General features: G+C 71.3%; 15 protein-coding genes. 8 read left to right on the forward strand and 7 right to left on the reverse strand.

The genetic code is table 11. From position 1 onward, the window contains the following. The first annotated feature begins 15 nt into the window (after nt 1-15). From KV205_RS28295 to KV205_RS28305, 3 genes are all read left to right on the forward strand, one after another. Complete coding sequence (locus tag KV205_RS28295; RefSeq protein WP_265867505.1) at nt 16-885, forward strand: polysaccharide deacetylase family protein; 870 nt, start codon at nt 16-18, stop codon at nt 883-885. 126 nt (nt 886-1,011) lie between these two features. Beyond that, on the forward strand, nt 1,012-1,377 hold the full coding sequence (locus KV205_RS28300) for a YciI family protein (protein WP_265867506.1): 366 nt from the start codon (nt 1,012-1,014) through the stop codon (nt 1,375-1,377). Nucleotides 1,378-1,423: 46 nt separating this feature from the next. Then, on the forward strand, nt 1,424-2,674 hold the full coding sequence (locus KV205_RS28305) for an RNA polymerase sigma factor (RefSeq protein WP_265867507.1): 1,251 nt from the start codon (nt 1,424-1,426) through the stop codon (nt 2,672-2,674). On the opposite strand, the gene KV205_RS28310 is transcribed toward KV205_RS28305, so the two are convergent. Then, entirely contained in the window at nt 2,662-4,179 is a 1,518-nt protein-coding gene (locus tag KV205_RS28310) for a hypothetical protein (RefSeq protein ID WP_265867509.1), read from the reverse strand. The genes KV205_RS28305 and KV205_RS28310 overlap by 13 nt on opposite strands. A gap of 42 nt (nt 4,180-4,221) precedes the next feature. Here KV205_RS28310 and KV205_RS28315 point away from each other — a divergent pair, with 42 nt between their 5' ends. Beyond that, nucleotides 4,222-4,872, forward strand: a complete 651-nt coding sequence (locus tag KV205_RS28315) for a hypothetical protein (RefSeq protein ID WP_265867510.1) — start codon at nt 4,222-4,224, stop codon at nt 4,870-4,872. On the opposite strand, the gene KV205_RS28320 is transcribed toward KV205_RS28315, so the two are convergent. Next, nucleotides 4,869-6,074, reverse strand: a complete 1,206-nt coding sequence (locus KV205_RS28320; protein ID WP_265867512.1) for a class I SAM-dependent methyltransferase — start codon at nt 6,072-6,074, stop codon at nt 4,869-4,871. The genes KV205_RS28315 and KV205_RS28320 overlap by 4 nt on opposite strands. Nucleotides 6,075-6,207: 133 nt before the next feature. Here KV205_RS28320 and KV205_RS28325 point away from each other — a divergent pair, with 133 nt between their 5' ends. From KV205_RS28325 to groL, 4 genes are all read left to right on the forward strand, one after another. Continuing rightward, on the forward strand, nt 6,208-7,146 hold the full coding sequence (locus KV205_RS28325; protein ID WP_265867513.1) for a polysaccharide deacetylase family protein: 939 nt from the start codon (nt 6,208-6,210) through the stop codon (nt 7,144-7,146). Continuing rightward, complete coding sequence (locus tag KV205_RS28330) at nt 7,143-7,358, forward strand: hypothetical protein (RefSeq protein ID WP_265867514.1); 216 nt, start codon at nt 7,143-7,145, stop codon at nt 7,356-7,358. Before KV205_RS28325 ends, KV205_RS28330 begins: the two co-directional genes overlap by 4 nt. A 174-nt stretch (nt 7,359-7,532) precedes the next feature. Next, nucleotides 7,533-7,841, forward strand: a complete 309-nt coding sequence (gene groES, locus KV205_RS28335) for a co-chaperone GroES (RefSeq protein WP_004955293.1) — start codon at nt 7,533-7,535, stop codon at nt 7,839-7,841. Nucleotides 7,842-7,960: 119 nt separating this feature from the next. Then, nucleotides 7,961-9,589, forward strand: coding sequence for a chaperonin GroEL (gene groL / locus KV205_RS28340; RefSeq protein WP_265867515.1), 1,629 nt, complete (start codon nt 7,961-7,963; stop codon nt 9,587-9,589). Nucleotides 9,590-9,681: 92 nt separating this feature from the next. On the opposite strand, the gene KV205_RS28345 is transcribed toward groL, so the two are convergent. The 5 genes from KV205_RS28345 to KV205_RS28365 all read right to left on the reverse strand — a co-directional run bounded on the left by KV205_RS28345 (nt 9,682) and on the right by KV205_RS28365 (nt 14,579). After that, nucleotides 9,682-10,380: an ester cyclase gene (locus tag KV205_RS28345; protein WP_265867516.1), complete on the reverse strand. Its 699-nt coding sequence runs from the start codon at nt 10,378-10,380 to the stop codon at nt 9,682-9,684. Nucleotides 10,381-10,473: 93 nt separating this feature from the next. Then, nucleotides 10,474-11,493 (reverse strand): hydroxyacid dehydrogenase, encoded by a 1,020-nt coding sequence (locus KV205_RS28350; protein ID WP_265867517.1) that lies wholly within the window; start codon nt 11,491-11,493, stop codon nt 10,474-10,476. A 17-nt stretch (nt 11,494-11,510) separates the two neighbouring features. Continuing rightward, on the reverse strand, nt 11,511-12,377 hold the full coding sequence (locus KV205_RS28355; protein WP_265867518.1) for a carbohydrate ABC transporter permease: 867 nt from the start codon (nt 12,375-12,377) through the stop codon (nt 11,511-11,513). Beyond that, complete coding sequence (locus tag KV205_RS28360) at nt 12,374-13,264, reverse strand: carbohydrate ABC transporter permease (RefSeq protein WP_265867519.1); 891 nt, start codon at nt 13,262-13,264, stop codon at nt 12,374-12,376. Before KV205_RS28360 ends, KV205_RS28355 begins: the two co-directional genes overlap by 4 nt. Before the next feature lie 4 nt (nt 13,265-13,268). Next, entirely contained in the window at nt 13,269-14,579 is a 1,311-nt protein-coding gene (locus tag KV205_RS28365; protein WP_265867521.1) for an ABC transporter substrate-binding protein, read from the reverse strand. Nucleotides 14,580-14,613 lie beyond the last annotated feature (34 nt).

Raw genomic sequence — 14,613 nt, forward strand, 5'->3', positions numbered from 1 at the left:
GGCATCCCACAGCGCGTGAAGAAGACGATCGCGCTGTGGGCGGCCCTGACCGCCGTCGCTCTGTTCGCGGCGACCGGCTGCACCACCGCCGACGCCGACGCCCCGGCCCCGGGAGCCGGTACGGCGACCCCGTCGGCCGGGAACAAGGCCCCCGGTGCCCAGGCCCCGGCCGCCCCGAAGGCCCCGGACGCGGCGGCCGCCGCTGCCGCCGCGTACCGCAAATGGGGCCTCAAGCCGCTCGCCGCGCCGCCCGCCCCGCCCGCGAAGAAGCCGGTCACGCGCGCGGTCGGCGGTCCCGTCCCGGTCATCAGCGACATCGAGACGGACCAGAAGGTCGTCTTCATCACGATCGACGACGGGGCCGAGAAGGACCCCGAGTTCGTCGCGATGATGAAGGACCTCAAGGTGCCGGTGACGATGTTCCTCACCGACGCCACCATCCGCGCGAATTACGGCTACTTCGAGCCGCTGCTCGCCCAGGGCCACGGCCTCGCCAACCACACCCTCACCCACCCCAACCTGCGCACCCTCTCCCCGGACGCCCAGCACCGGGAGATCTGCGGCCAGCAGGAGAAGCTGGCGAAGGAGTACGGCATCCGGCCCCGGCTCTTCCGCCCGCCGTACGGCAACTGGAACGAGGCCACCCGCGCCGCCGCCGAGGAGTGCGGGGTCGAGGCGATCGTGCTGTGGCGCGAGTCCATGCAGATCCAGAACATGCAGTACCAGCGCGACGACAAGAAGCTGCACCCCGGCGACATCATCCTGGCCCACTTCCGCGGCCCGTCCGAGCTCAAGGGCCGCACGATGACCGAGATGATGGCCAACCTGCTGCGTCACATCGAGGAGCAGGGCTTCACGGTCGCGCGCCTGGAGGACTACGTCTAGAAGACCGGGTCCGGAGAAAACCAGGTCCGGAAAAACTTCGGGTGGGTGTCGATGCGGCCGCGTCCCGTTCGACGTATGAGTGGAAGGCGGGGAACGGCCCCGCCCCACCGCACCCGAGGAGTCACCATGCCCCGCTACCTCTCCCTCGTCCGCATCGAGGAGAACACCATCGACCTGGCGTCGGCGGACCCCGGCTTCGAGGAGCGCATGGGCGCGCTGTTCGAGGAGATCACCAAGGCCGGCGTCATGCTGGACACGGCCGGTCTGAAGCCCACCGCCGAGGCCACCCGGATCAGCTGGTCGGACGGGAAGCTGTCGTACACGGACGGCCCGTTCACCGAGACCAAGGAGGTCGTCGGCGGCTACGCCATGATGCAGTGCAAGGACATGGCCGAGGCGATCGAGTGGGGGAAGCGCTTCCTGGAGGTGCACCCCAAGCACTGGAAGGTCGGCCTGGAGGTCCGCGAGGTCGAGGAGATGCCGGAGGGCTGAGCCCGGTTCGCGGCGGTTGTCAGTGCTCTGTGCTGTCATGTGACCCGTGACGGTGCAGAGCACGCTGGAGACGGTCTTCCGGCTGGAGTCCGCGCGGATCGTGGCCACCGCGGCGAGGATCGTCCGGGACCTCGGCATCGCCGAGGAGATCGCCCAGGACGTGTTCCTGGCGGCCCTGGAGCAGTGGCCCGGCTCCGGGGTCCCCGACCGGCCGGGCGCCTGGCTGACGGCCGCCGCCAAGCACCGCGCCGTCGACCTGGTGCGCCGCCGCGAGACGTACGCCCGCAAGCTCGCCGAGGTCGGCCGGGCCCTCGCGGAGGAGTCGTACGACCCGGAGCCCGCCGGCCCCGGCGACATCGACGACGACGTGCTCCGCCTCGTCTTCACCACCTGCCACCCGGTGCTCTCCGCCGAGGCGCGCGCCGCGCTCACGCTGCGGCTCGTCGGCGGCCTGCGCACCGACGAGATCGCCCGGGCCTTCCTCGTCCCGGAGGCGACCGTCGCCGCCCGGATCACCCGCGCGAAGCGGACCCTCGCGAAGGCGGGCGTGGAGTTCGAGGTGCCGTACGGGGAGGAGCGCGCCGCCCGGCTCGGCTCGGTCCTCGAAGTCATCTACCTGATCTTCAACGAGGGGTACGCGGCGACCGCCGGCGACGATCTTCTGCGGCCCGGGCTCTGCGAGGACGCGCTGCGGCTCGCCCGCGGCCTGGCCGCGCTGATGCCGGCGGAAAGCGAGGTGCACGGCCTGGCCGCCCTCCTGGAGATCCAGGCCTCGCGCACCGCCGCCCGCACCGGGCCGGACGGGGCGCCGGTGCTGCTCGCCGACCAGAACCGCCGGCGCTGGAACCGGCTGCTGATCCGGCGCGGTTACGCCGCCCTGGAGCGCGCCGTCGAGACGGGCGGCGCCTCCGGCCCGTACGCCCTGCAGGCCGCCGTCGCCGCCTGCCACGCCCGGGCGCCCGCCTACGCGGACACCGACTGGCCCACCATCGCCGCCCTCTACGCCCGGCTCGCCGCCGTCGCGCCCTCCCCGGTCGTCGAGCTCAACCGCGCCGTCGCGGTGTCGATGGCCGAGGGCCCCGCGGCGGGCCTCGCCCTCGTCGACGCCCTGGCCACCGCCCCCGGCCTCGACCGCTACCACCTGCTGCCCAGCGTCCGCGGCGACCTGCTCGCCCGCCTGGGCCGTACGGCGGAGGCGCGCGCGGAGTTCGAGCGGGCGGCGGAACTCACCCGCAACGAACGGGAACGCGACCTGTTGCTTGCCCGCGCCAGGGAGGCCCGGGCTCAGGAGGGGTAGCGCAGGATCTGTCCGGCCGTGGTGCCGACGAGGACCGTGCCGTCGGGGGCCGCGTGCAGCGAGAGCTTCCCGTACGGGGGCAGCGTGCGCCGTTCGAGGACGGTGCCGTCCGTCGCGTCGAGCGAGACGAGGGTGTCGTCCTCGCACAGGGCGTGCACGACGCCGTCGTACGCGTCGAGGGCGGCGATCACCGCGTCCATGGGGCGGCGCCAGACGACCTCCCCGGCGGGGAAGGTCCGCCGGACCAGCTCGCCCCACCCGGTCAGCAGCGCGGGCCCGGCGGCGTCGGAGACGTACACCGCCAGGATCGCCGGCTCGTCCAGGGTGAAGAGCGGTGTCTCGACGGCGGAACCGGCGGCGCCGGGGCCGAGCGCGATCACGTCCCGGCGCCGCCGGCGCGTGAACAGCAGCTCCGGGCAGCGGCGGGCGTCGAGCGGGTCCAGCTCGTAGCGGTCGGGCTCGTAGACCGCGCCCAGCGGGGTGCCGTCGGGGGCGAAGACCAGAGTGTTGGGGACGGGATCCGCCATCCGGTAGACGTCGCGGTCGTACGTGTCGCGGATCGCCCACACTCCGTCCGTACGGGCCGACAACGCGGCCGAGAAGGGCACCGACGGGGTGTCCAGGACCGTGCCGTCGGCGAGGTCGACGAGGGGGAAGTCGGTCCGGGTACGGGAGTCGGGGCCGGGGACGGAGACCCGGGCCGTGCGCTCGTCGGCCGAGACCACGATCCGGGTGCCAGGGGCCGCGGTGGGCGCGGGAACGCTCCACAGCACCTCCCCGTCCGAGCGCCGGCACTCCAGCGTGGTGTCGCGGCGGGTGGCGAGCACCCGGCCGTCGCTCAGCCCGGCCACGGCCCGCACCCCGCCCTTGCATGCGTAGCTCCGGCCGGCCCGCTCGGCGAGCGCTTGAAGTACGGACGGCGCGGGTTCGAGCTCGGGGTACGGGAGTTGGGCGTCCGGGTCGATCAGCGGCGCGTCGACGGGGTGCGGCGCGAGGTCGTCGGGGGCGAGACCGAGCCAGTCCTCGCGGACGAAGGTGGCCCGGGAGCGCTCGTACGTGTCCCCGTCGTCCATGGCACAGAGAGTGAGTTCGAGGGTGTGCGCGTCCGTCCAGCGGACCAGCTCGACACCCCAGTTGGTGTCGGGGAGGTCGACACGGTGGCCGCTCTCGGGTTCGAGCAGGATCAGGTTGCCCTCGCGCGTGTACCCGTCGCCGTTGTCGAAGCCGATGGCGAGCAGCGGAAGCGTGGGGTGGAAGGCCATGGTGTCGGTCTCCATGGCGAAGTGCAGGACCTGCGCGCAGGAGAGGTCGGCGGTGCGGTAGACCACGACCCGGCTCAGGTCCGAGATGACCGAACTGACCGCGAGCCACTGCCCGTCGGCGCTGACGACCGCCTCCGTCGGGTGCCCGAACACCTCGGGGAAGGGCTCGTCGTGGAAGGCGGTGTACGGGGTGGGCGTCCCCTCCGGACGCAGCGTCATGATCTCCCCCTTGGATCCGGTCACCGGGGAAACCCTACGACCCGGCCGGTCGCTAGGCTCGCCGGTATGTCTCGCCGTACCGCACTGCCCCGCCTGCCCCAACTGCCGCCGCCCCCACCGCCCGTCGAGCTGCGCAGCTGGCCGGACCGGGAGGCGCTGCTCGCCGACCGGGCGGTCGCGCTCGGGGATCTGTCGCGGCGGCTGCTCGGCGGTGGGCGGCTCGCGCTGTTCCTGACCTGGCTGGCGCTGCTCCAGCTCGGGTGGGCGATGGTCGGTGTGCTGCTCACCTCGCTCTCCAGCGCGCTGAGCGACCCGATCTCGATGCTCATCGGCCTGATCATGGCCGGCCTCGGCATCGGCGTGCTCGGGCCGGCGGTCTGGCTGACCGTGCGCAGCGTGCGCCGGGACCGGGTGGTGCGGGAGCGGCTCGTGCTGTGGGCGGCGCTCGACCGGCACGGGCCGACGGACGCGCGGCTGCGGGCCCCGGCGCTGAGCGTCTGCTGGCTGCTGCTGTCCGCCGTGCTGTGCGGGCTCGGCCTGTTCCTGGGCTTCACCGTCCCCGCCGGGACCGCGACCCGGTCGGGCGACGGCTACGGCATGGTCGCGTACGGGATGGGGATCGGCCTCATCCTCTGGATCAACGGGCTCATCGGCCTGAACAAGGCCGTCGCGCACTACCGCCTGGCCGTCCGGCTCAACGCCCCGCTCACCGCCTAGGGGCGGACCGGCCGCCCGATCAGCATCGTCGGCGCGCCCGCGACCCGAGTGAGCAGCACCGTCGCCGAGTTGGGGCCCTTGGGCTTCACCTTCCGCCGGATCTCCTCGGGTTCGACGGCCGAGCCGCGCTTCTTCACGGTCAGGACGCCGACCTCGCGCTCGCGCAGCAGCGCCTTCAACTTCTTGAGATTGAAGGGGAGTTCGTCGGTGATCTCGTAGGCGGCGGCGTACGGCGTGGGGCGCAGCTCGTCCGCCGTGACGTACGCGATGGTCTCGTCGATCAGACCGCCGTCCAGCTCCTTCGCCACCTCGGCGACCAGGTGCGCGCGGATGACGGCGCCGTCCGGCTCGTACAGATAGCGGCCGACGGGCCGGACCGCCGGGTCCGGCAGCCGCTCTCCCCCATGGCCTTCGGCATGGGAGGTACCCCCAGTGAGTGTGGCGCCGCCGGGCAGCAGGGTGGCGCGGCGGGCGCCCGGCTCGGTGCCGAACCACAGCACCGCCTCCTTCACGTCGCCGCCGTCCGAGATCCACTCGGCCTCGGCCTCCTCCGGCACCGCCTCGTGCGGGACGCCGGGCGCGATCTTCAGGGCCGCGTGCGGGGCCTTGCGGGCCGCCTCGATCGCCCAGGACAGCGGCGGCGAGTACGCCTCGGGGTCGAAGATCCGGCCCCGGCCGCCGCGCCGCGCCGGGTCGACGAACACCGCGTCGTACGGGCTGGTGTCGATCTCCGTCACGTCCGCGCACCGCACCTCGATCAGCTCCGCGAGGCCGAGCGCGGCGGCGTTGGCACGGGCCGCCTCGGCGGTCAGCGGGTCGCGGTCGACGGCGAGGACGGAGATCCCGGCGCGGGCGAGCGCGATCGCGTCGCCGCCGATGCCGGAGCAGAGGTCGGCGACGCCGCGCACGCCGAGCGCCTTCATCCGCTCCGCCCGGTAGCTCCCGACCGTCGCCCGCGTCGACTGCTCGACGCCGTTCGGGGTGAAGTACATGCGGTACGCGTCCTCGGCGCCGAACTTCGCCACCGCCCGCTGCCGCAGCCGGGCCTGCCCGAGCGCCGCCGACACCAGTTCGGCCGGGTGGTCGCGGCGCAGCCGCGAGGCGACCGCCAGCTCCTGGGCGGGGTCGTAGTCGCGCAGGGTGGCGAGCAGGGCCTGCCCCTCGGGGGCGAGCAGGGTGGTGAAGGCGGCGAGGTCGGTCACCCTCCCATTGTCGCCGTGGTCCGGCGGCCCGAAGACCGTGGTCCGTACGGGTGCGGGCCGCCCGGGGGACGGTGCGGGTCCGCCGGTGGTGTCGGGGCTCCGGAGGGGCGTGGCGCTGACAGGATGCGGCGCCATGCAGCTAGTACGACAAAAAGAACAGAGGCATGGATTCCGGTCCGTGCGGGCGTCCGTGCGGGTGGTCGGGGCCGCCCTGCTCGTCGCCGCCCTGGGCTCCGCCTGCGCGAGCCCCGCCGCCGAGGAGAAGCCCGCCCCGGCCAAGCCGGCCGCCGGTCAGCAGCCGCGCGCCGAGGGCGCGGCCGGCGCGCTCGACGCGTACGTCGAGCGGGTCCGCAAGGCGCGGGCCGCGCGGGTCGCCGCCGCGAAGAAGTGGGGTCTCGCCCAGCCGCCGATCGAGGCGCCCGAGCCGCCGAAGGCGAAGCCGAGGATCACCACCCGCAAGGGCTTCGAGACCGACGGAACGGGCCTGCCGCCGGTCTTCACCACCGTGCCGACCAAGCAGAAGATCGTCTTCCTGACGATCGACGACGGCGCCGAGAAGGACCCCGCGCTGCTGCGCATGATGAGCGAGCTGAAGATCCCGTACAGCGCCTTCCTCAGCAACTACCTGGTGAAGGACGACTACGGCTACTTCAAGAAGATGCAGGGCGAGGGCGTGACCCTGAACAACCACACGCTCACCCACCCCTATCTGCCCGGTCTCGACTACGACGACCAGAAGCGGCAGATCTGCGGGATGCAGGACATCATCCAGAAGCAGTTCGGCCAGCGGCCCCGGCTGTTCCGGCCGCCGTACGGCAACTACAACGAGGACACCCTGCGCGCCGCCAAGTCCTGCGGCGTGAAGGCCGTTCCGCTGTGGGCCTCGGAGGCCTTCGCCGACCACATGGAGTGGCGCGAGTGGGACCGGGACCTGCACCCCGGCGACATCATCCTCACCCACTTCCGCGGCAAGGAGGACTGGAAGGGCTCCATGCCGGACATGATCCGTCTGGTGATGAAGACGATCACGGCCAAGGGGTACGCGGTGGCGAAGCTCGAGGACTACGTATGAGCCGGGCGCGCCGGCCGATCGCCGCCCTGGCCCTGGCCGGCGCGCTGCTCGCGGCCCTCCCGGCCTGCGCCCCCTCGGTCGACCCGTTCGAGCGGCTGGGCCGCAAGGCGGCGGAGCGGGTCACCCCGCGCCCGCACCCCCATCGTGCGGTCCGCCCGGAAGCCCGTCCGGAAGTCCGCCCGGAGGCGCCGCATCACGCCACGGGGTCGTGAATTGGCACTCCGCTTGACCGAGTGCTAATCGCGGTCATAGTCTCGGCTCTGGCACTCCCCGCAGGAGAGTGCCAACACAGCGACGGGCAGGTCCGGCACCCGCGACGACGGATCCACCTGGTCGCCACCTCAGACAGTCAACCCCGTGAGATCACCGAAGGGGGAGGTCGGATCGTGACGACCGCCAGCTCCAAGGTTGCCATCAAGCCGCTTGAGGACCGCATCGTGGTCCAGCCGCTCGACGCCGAGCAGACCACGGCCTCTGGCCTGGTCATCCCGGACACCGCGAAGGAGAAGCCCCAGGAGGGCGCCGTCCTCGCCGTGGGCCCGGGCCGCTTCGAGAACGGCGAGCGTCTTCCGCTCGACGTGAAGGTCGGCGACGTCGTGCTCTACAGCAAGTACGGCGGCACCGAGGTGAAGTACAACGGCGACGAGTACCTCGTCCTCTCGGCTCGCGACGTGCTCGCGATCATCGAGAAGTAATTCACCAAGGCACCTGAAGCCAGATGCTTTGAGCTGCGCCCCTGACCCCCTGGTTTCCCCGTGGGCGTCCAGGGGCGCAGTTTTCGTTCAACGATTTCCGAGAGGGCTGAACCGCTCCCATGGCGAAGATCCTGAAGTTCGACGAGGACGCCCGTCGCGCCCTTGAGCGCGGCGTCAACAAGCTGGCCGACACGGTGAAGGTGACGATCGGCCCCAAGGGCCGCAACGTCGTCATCGACAAGAAGTTCGGCGCGCCGACCATCACCAACGACGGTGTCACGATCGCCCGCGAGGTCGAGATCGAGGACCCGTACGAGAACCTCGGCGCCCAGCTCGTGAAGGAGGTGGCGACCAAGACCAACGACATCGCGGGTGACGGCACCACCACCGCCACCGTGCTCGCCCAGGCCCTGGTCCGCGAGGGTCTGCGCAACGTCGCCGCCGGCGCCTCGCCGTCCGCCCTGAAGAAGGGCATCGACGCCGCCGTCAAGGCCGTCTCCGACGAGCTGCTCGCCACCGCGCGCCCGATCGAGGACAAGTCCGACATCGCCGCCGTCGCCGCGCTCTCCGCCCAGGACCAGCAGGTCGGCGAGCTCATCGCCGAGGCCATGGACAAGGTCGGCAAGGACGGTGTCATCACCGTCGAGGAGTCCAACACCTTCGGCCTGGAGCTCGACTTCACCGAGGGCATGGCCTTCGACAAGGGCTACCTCTCCCCGTACATGGTGTCCGACCAGGAGCGTATGGAGGCCGTCCTCGACGACCCGTACATCCTGATCAACCAGGGCAAGATCTCCTCCATCCAGGACCTCCTGCCGCTGCTCGAGAAGGTCATCCAGTCCGGTGGCTCCAAGCCGCTGCTGATCATCGCCGAGGACGTCGAGGGCGAGGCCCTCTCCACCCTCGTCGTCAACAAGATCCGCGGCACCTTCAACGCCGTCGCCGTCAAGGCGCCCGGCTTCGGTGACCGCCGCAAGGCGATGCTCCAGGACATGGCCACCCTCACCGGTGCCACCGTCATCTCCGAGGAGGTCGGCCTCAAGCTCGACCAGGCCGGTCTCGACGTGCTCGGCACCGCCCGCCGCGTGACCGTCACCAAGGACGACACCACGATCGTGGACGGCGCCGGCACCTCCGAGGACGTCCTCGGCCGCGTCAACCAGATCAAGGCCGAGATCGAGGCCACGGACTCCGACTGGGACCGCGAGAAGCTCCAGGAGCGCCTCGCGAAGCTGGCCGGCGGCGTGTGCGTGATCAAGGTCGGCGCCGCCACCGAGGTGGAGCTGAAGGAGAAGAAGCACCGTCTGGAGGACGCCATCTCCGCGACCCGCGCCGCGGTCGAGGAGGGCATCGTCTCCGGTGGTGGCTCCGCTCTGGTCCACGCCGTCAAGGTCCTCGAGGGCAACCTCGGCAAGGACGGCGACGAGGCCACCGGTGTCGCCGTGGTCCGCCGCGCCGCCGTCGAGCCGCTGCGCTGGATCGCCGAGAACGCCGGCCTTGAGGGTTACGTCATCACCTCCAAGGTCGCCGAGCTCGACAAGGGCCAGGGCTTCAACGCCGCCACCGGCGAGTACGGCGACCTGGTCAAGGCCGGCGTCATCGACCCGGTGAAGGTCACGCGCTCCGCCCTGGAGAACGCCGCGTCGATCGCCTCCCTGCTTCTCACCACCGAGACCCTCGTGGTGGAGAAGAAGGAGGAGGAGCCGGCGGACGCGGGTCACGGCCACGGTCACGGCCACTCCCACTGAGGCACTGAGGCACTGACGCCTGACGCCTGACGCGTAAGACCGAGGCCCGGTGCTCCCGTCGCGGGAGCACCGGGCCTCGGTGCTGTTCCGATCTAGGCCTCCACGGCGCCGAGCTGCCCCATCAGACCGAGCAGGTCGTACTGCCACCAGCCCTCCACGATCTTCCCGTCGTCCCGGCAGCGGTGGATGACGGTGCCGGTCATCGACACCTCCATGCCGGTCGGCTGGAGCCCCATGAAGTCCCCGGTGTGGCTGCCCCGCCAGGTCCACCGGGTGCAGACCCGGTCGCCCTCGGCGATCTGGTCGTCCACGGTGAAGGCGAAGTCGAAGCCGCCCCGCCACATCGCGACCTCGCGCTGGACCGCGTCCATCCCGATGACGTCCTGCTCGTTGGTCGGATCGTGGTCGTGGTAGCCCTCGGCGAGGACCTCGTCGAGCAGCGCCAGCTCCGGCTCGTTCGCGAACATGTCCAGGAGCCGCCGGGCGTTCGCCTTGTAGAGCGCCTCGTCGCGCACCACGTCCAGGTCGGTGAAGGTCGGCATCTCGTCACAGAGCGCGACCATCTCGCGGAAGATCCGGTCGGTCTCGGGGAGCTGCGAGTTCCGCATGGCCACGTCGTACGAGGGGAACTCGACGATCTCCACCACGTGGGAGGCGTCGGAGCGGTCCTTGCCGACGATGCTGTGGGTGGCGGTCCGCTTGCCCTTGGTCTGCTCGACCCACTGGTCCATCAGCCGGTTCAGGTCGTCGATCCGGCTGGTCTTGCAGTCGATGATCTGTACGAAACTCATGACGCCTCCCGGAGACGTCCGAGGGCGGGGTAGGACCTCTCCAGTCTAGGTCCGCCCCCTCCAGGTGCGCCCTTTACGCCGACGGTGCGCCTGTTACGCCGAGCGCGTCAGGTCCGCCGCCCGTACCTCCTCCGCGAACGGCTCCCCGGCCGCGTACCGCGCCACCTCCGCGAGCGCCTGGTCGGCCATCCGGTGCAGTTCGTTGCCGAGGGAGCCGGCGACGTGCGGGGTGAGCAGCACGTTGGGGAGGGTGTAGAGCGGGGAGTCCGGGGGCGGGAGCTCGGGGTCGGTGACGTCGAGGACCGCGTGCAGCCGGCCCGCGACGAGGTGGGGGAGGAGCGCGTCCTCGTCGACGAGGGAGCCGCGGGCGGTGTTGATCAGGGTCGCGCCGTCGGGCATCGCGGCGAGCTGGCGGGCTCCGATCATGCGGTACGTGGCGGGGAGTTGGGGCGCGTGCACGGAGACGACCGTGGCGCGGGCGCACAGTTCGTCCAGGCCGACGAGTTCGACTCCGGGCGGGGCTTCGGTGACGTACGGGTCGTGGAGCAGCACGTCGAGGTCGAAGGGGCGCAGCAGGTCGAGGACCCGGCGGCCGATGCGCGAGGCGCCGACGATGCCGACGGTCCTGCGGTAGTTGCCCCAGGTCGTGGACTCGGCGAGCCAGGCCTGGTCGGTGCGGAGTTCGGCGTACTGCTGGGCGGAGCGCAGCACCCGCTTCCCGGCGAAGAGGATGGCGGCGAGGGTGTATTCGGCGACCGGCAGGGCGTTGGCGGCGGCGGCCGAGGTGACCGTGATGCCGCGCTGCCAGCAGGCGTCGGTGATGTGGTGCTTGACCGAGCCGGCCGCGTGGACGACCGCCTTGAGGCGCGGGGCGCGGGCGAGCACCTCGGGGGTGAGCGGGGTGGCGCCCCAGCAGGTGAGCAGGAGTTCGGCCTCGGCGAGGGCTTCGGCGGCCGGGCCTTCCGGTGCGGTGAGGTCGTGGGCGACGAGCTGCGGGTCGGTGCGGGTGAGCGCGGCGAGCCGGGTCCGGTGGTCCTCGGTGAGCAGGCGTTCGGCGACGCCGGGGCCCATGGCGAGGAGGAGCCGGGGGCGATGGTCAGTGGTGGGGTGCATCGTGGGATCTGTGTTCCTCACTTGACGCTGCCGGCGGTCAGTCCCGCCTTCCAGTGGCGCTGCAGGGAGACGAAGGCGACCACGAGGGGGACGACGGCGAGCAGGGATCCGGTGACGACGAGGGGGTAGTAGTCGGGTTCGGCGTGGGCGTTGCTGTTCCACGCGTAGAGGCCGAGGCTCAGCGGGAAGAGCTTCTGGTCCGAGAGCATCACCAGGGGGAGGAAGAAGTTGTTCCAGATCGCGGTGAACTGGAAGAGGAAGACGGTCACGAAGCCGGGCATGACCATGCGCAGTCCGATGGACCAGAAGGTGCGCAGTTCGCCGGCCCCGTCGATACGGGCGGCTTCGAGGGCCTCGTCGGGGATGTAGCCGGCGCTGAACACCCGGGCGAGGTAGACGCCGAAGGGGTTCACGAGGACGGGGACGAGCACGGCCCAGTAGGTGTTGACGATGCCGATCTCGCTGGCGAGCAGATACATGGGCAGGGCGAGCGCGGTGGTGGGCACGAGCACGCCGAGCAGCACGACGCCGAACAGCTTCTCCTTGCCGGGGAAGTCGTACTTGTCGAAGGCGTAGCCCGCGGCGACGCTGATCAGCGAGCAGGCGAGCGCGCCGACGCCCGCGTACAGCAGGCTGTTGAGGTACCAGTGGAAGTAGACGCCGTCGTTGTACGCGGCGAGCCGGCTCAGGTTGCCGCCGAGGTCGAAGCCCTCGAAGGAGAAGGCGTCTCCGGCGAGGAGGTCGCCGGTGTTCTTGGTGGCGGCGGTCAGCAGCCAGACCAGCGGGAAGAGCATGTAGCCGACGGCGAGCAGCAGGGCGCCGTTGACGGCGGTCTTCGACAGCCAGACGGAGGGCCGGCGGTGGCCCGTGGCGGTGCGGCTCATGCTGCCCTCCCCTTCTTGCGTCCGGTCAGCCGGGTCACGGCGAAGGAGAGCAGGGCGGCCGTCAGGGCGAGGAGTACGGAGGCGGCCGCGGCGAGCCCGTAGTCGTTGCGGTCGAAGGCGGCGGTGTACGCGTACATGTTGGGCGTCCAGGTGGAGGTGACGGCGGAGCCGGTGCCCTTGTTGAGGATGAGCGGCTCGGTGAAGAGCTGGAGCGAGCCGATGAGGGTGAACAGGGCCACCATCACCAGGGAGGCCCGGATCAGCGGGAGTTTGATGGCGAGGGCGATCCGCCAGGCGCCGGCGCCGTCGACGGTGGCGGCCTCCAGGACGGAGCGGTCGATGGCCTGCAGGGCCGCGTAGAAGATCACCATGTTGTAGCCGAGCCATTCCCACAGCGCGATGTTGACGACGGAGGGGAGGGTGCCTTCGGGGGAGAAGAAGTCGAAGCCGATGCCGCCGGACTCCATGGCCCGCACGACCGGGCTGAGCTGCGGGGTGTAGAGGTAGACCCAGATCAGCGCGGCGATGATGCCGGGGACGGCGTGCGGCAGGAACAGCGCGAGCTGGAAGAAGCGGCGGGCGCGGGCCAGCGTCGAGTCGAGCAGCAGGGCGAGGCCGAGGGCCCCGGCGAGCAGCAGCGGGATGTAGAACAGGCAGTATCCGAGCAGCACGCCGAAGCCCTCGCGGAAGGCCCGGTCACCCAGCGCCGCGGTGTAGTTGTCGAGTCCGCTGAAGACGGTCTCGGCGCCGCCGAAGCCCAGTCCCGACTGCTTCTCGGTGAAGAGGCTGAGCCAGACCGCGTAGCCGATCGGGATCACCATCACCGCGGTGAAGAGCAGGAAGAACGGGGTCAGCAGGGTCGCCGCCGCGCGGGTGCGGGCCTTCACGGGATCAGCCCTCGACCTTCAGTCCGCGCTTGGTGAGCTCGGCGACGGTGGCGTCGTGGCCGGCCTTGACGGCGTCGGTGATGCGCGGGCCGCCCGGGGCGAGCTTGCCGAACTGGTCCTTGATGGTGGTGTTGGTGGTGCCGGTGGTCGGCCCCCAGGCCCACGTGCCGTCGATGGAGGCGCCGGCCTCCTCGAACAGGGCGTAGATGTCCTGGCCGCCGTAGTAGCCGGCGTCGAAGACCGACTTGGCGACCGGGCGCAGTGCGGTGGCGGCGGGGAAGGCGCTGGAGGTGCCGGAGGCGATGCGGGCCTTCACGCCGGCCTCGGTGGTGGACATCCACTCGGCGAACTCGACGGCCGCGGCCTTCTTCCCGCTGTCCTTGGTGACGGCGAAGGAGGTGCCGCCGAGCATGCCGCTGGCGGGGGTGCCCCAGTTCGGCATGGGGGCGACGGCCCACTTGCCGCTCTGCTCGGGCAGGGTGCCCTTGAGGACGCCGGCGCCCCAGGAGGCGCCCAGGTAGCCGATGGTGGTGCCGTTCTTGAGGGAGCCGGTCCACTCGGGGCTGAAGGAGGCGTCCTTGTGGACGAGGTCGGCGTCGAGCAGGCCCTGCCAGTAGCCGGCGACCTTGGTGGTGGCCGGGTCGGTGGTGTCGATCTTCCAGGTGTCGTTCTCGGCCTTGAACCACTGGGCGCCGGCCTGCCAGGCCATGGCCTCGAAGGTGGTGGGGTCGTCCGGGAAGAAGGTGGCGATCCGGGCCTTGGCGTCGGCCTTCTTGACCTTCTCGGCGGCGGTCTTGAACTCGTCCCAGGTCTTGGGGACGTCGACCTGGTACTTCGCGAACAGGTCCTTGCGGTAGAAGAAGGCCTGCGGGGCGGCGTCGAAGGGCACCGCCCAGCTCTTGCCGCCGAGCGTGGTGAGCTCTACGGCCTGCGGCAGCAGCTTGCCGCGGTCCTGCTCGGTGAACTGGTCGCCGATGTCCTGGAGCGCGCCGGAGGAGACGAACTCGGGGAGCGAGGCGTACTCGATGGAGACGAGGTCGGGGGCGTTGCCCGCCTTCACGGCGTTGGAGATCTTGGCGTAGCCGCCGGCGGTGCCGGAGGGGATCTCCTCGAACGTCACCTGGATGTTCTTGTGGGAGGCGTTGAACGCGTCGACCACGTCCTTGGACCCCTTGGCCCAGCCCCAGAAGGTGATGGTGACGGGCCCGTCCGCGTCGGTCTCGCCGGCGCCGCCTCCGCCGCAGGCCGTGAGGACGGCCAGGGCGGTGGCGGCGCCTGCTATGACACGGGACGTTCTGCTCCAACTACGGCTCACGGCACGGCTCCTGAGGACGGGGCGGCTGGGACGT

Origin of the sequence: Streptomyces sp. SKN60, from assembly GCF_026236535.1 — a bacterium.
Classification (GTDB): domain Bacteria; phylum Actinomycetota; class Actinomycetes; order Streptomycetales; family Streptomycetaceae; genus Streptomyces.

Coding starts and splice junctions, on each gene's coding strand:
- KV205_RS28300 (WP_265867506.1), top strand. CDS start 1,012: ATGCCCCGCTACCTCTCCCTCGTCCGCATCGAGGAGAACACCATCGAC.
- KV205_RS28315 (WP_265867510.1), top strand. CDS start 4,222: ATGTCTCGCCGTACCGCACTGCCCCGCCTGCCCCAACTGCCGCCGCCC.
- KV205_RS28325 (WP_265867513.1), top strand. CDS start 6,208: ATGCAGCTAGTACGACAAAAAGAACAGAGGCATGGATTCCGGTCCGTG.
- KV205_RS28330 (WP_265867514.1), top strand. CDS start 7,143: ATGAGCCGGGCGCGCCGGCCGATCGCCGCCCTGGCCCTGGCCGGCGCG.
- groL (WP_265867515.1), top strand. CDS start 7,961: ATGGCGAAGATCCTGAAGTTCGACGAGGACGCCCGTCGCGCCCTTGAG.
- KV205_RS28345 (WP_265867516.1), bottom strand. CDS start 10,380: ATGAGTTTCGTACAGATCATCGACTGCAAGACCAGCCGGATCGACGAC.
- KV205_RS28350 (WP_265867517.1), bottom strand. CDS start 11,493: ATGCACCCCACCACTGACCATCGCCCCCGGCTCCTCCTCGCCATGGGC.
- KV205_RS28355 (WP_265867518.1), bottom strand. CDS start 12,377: ATGAGCCGCACCGCCACGGGCCACCGCCGGCCCTCCGTCTGGCTGTCG.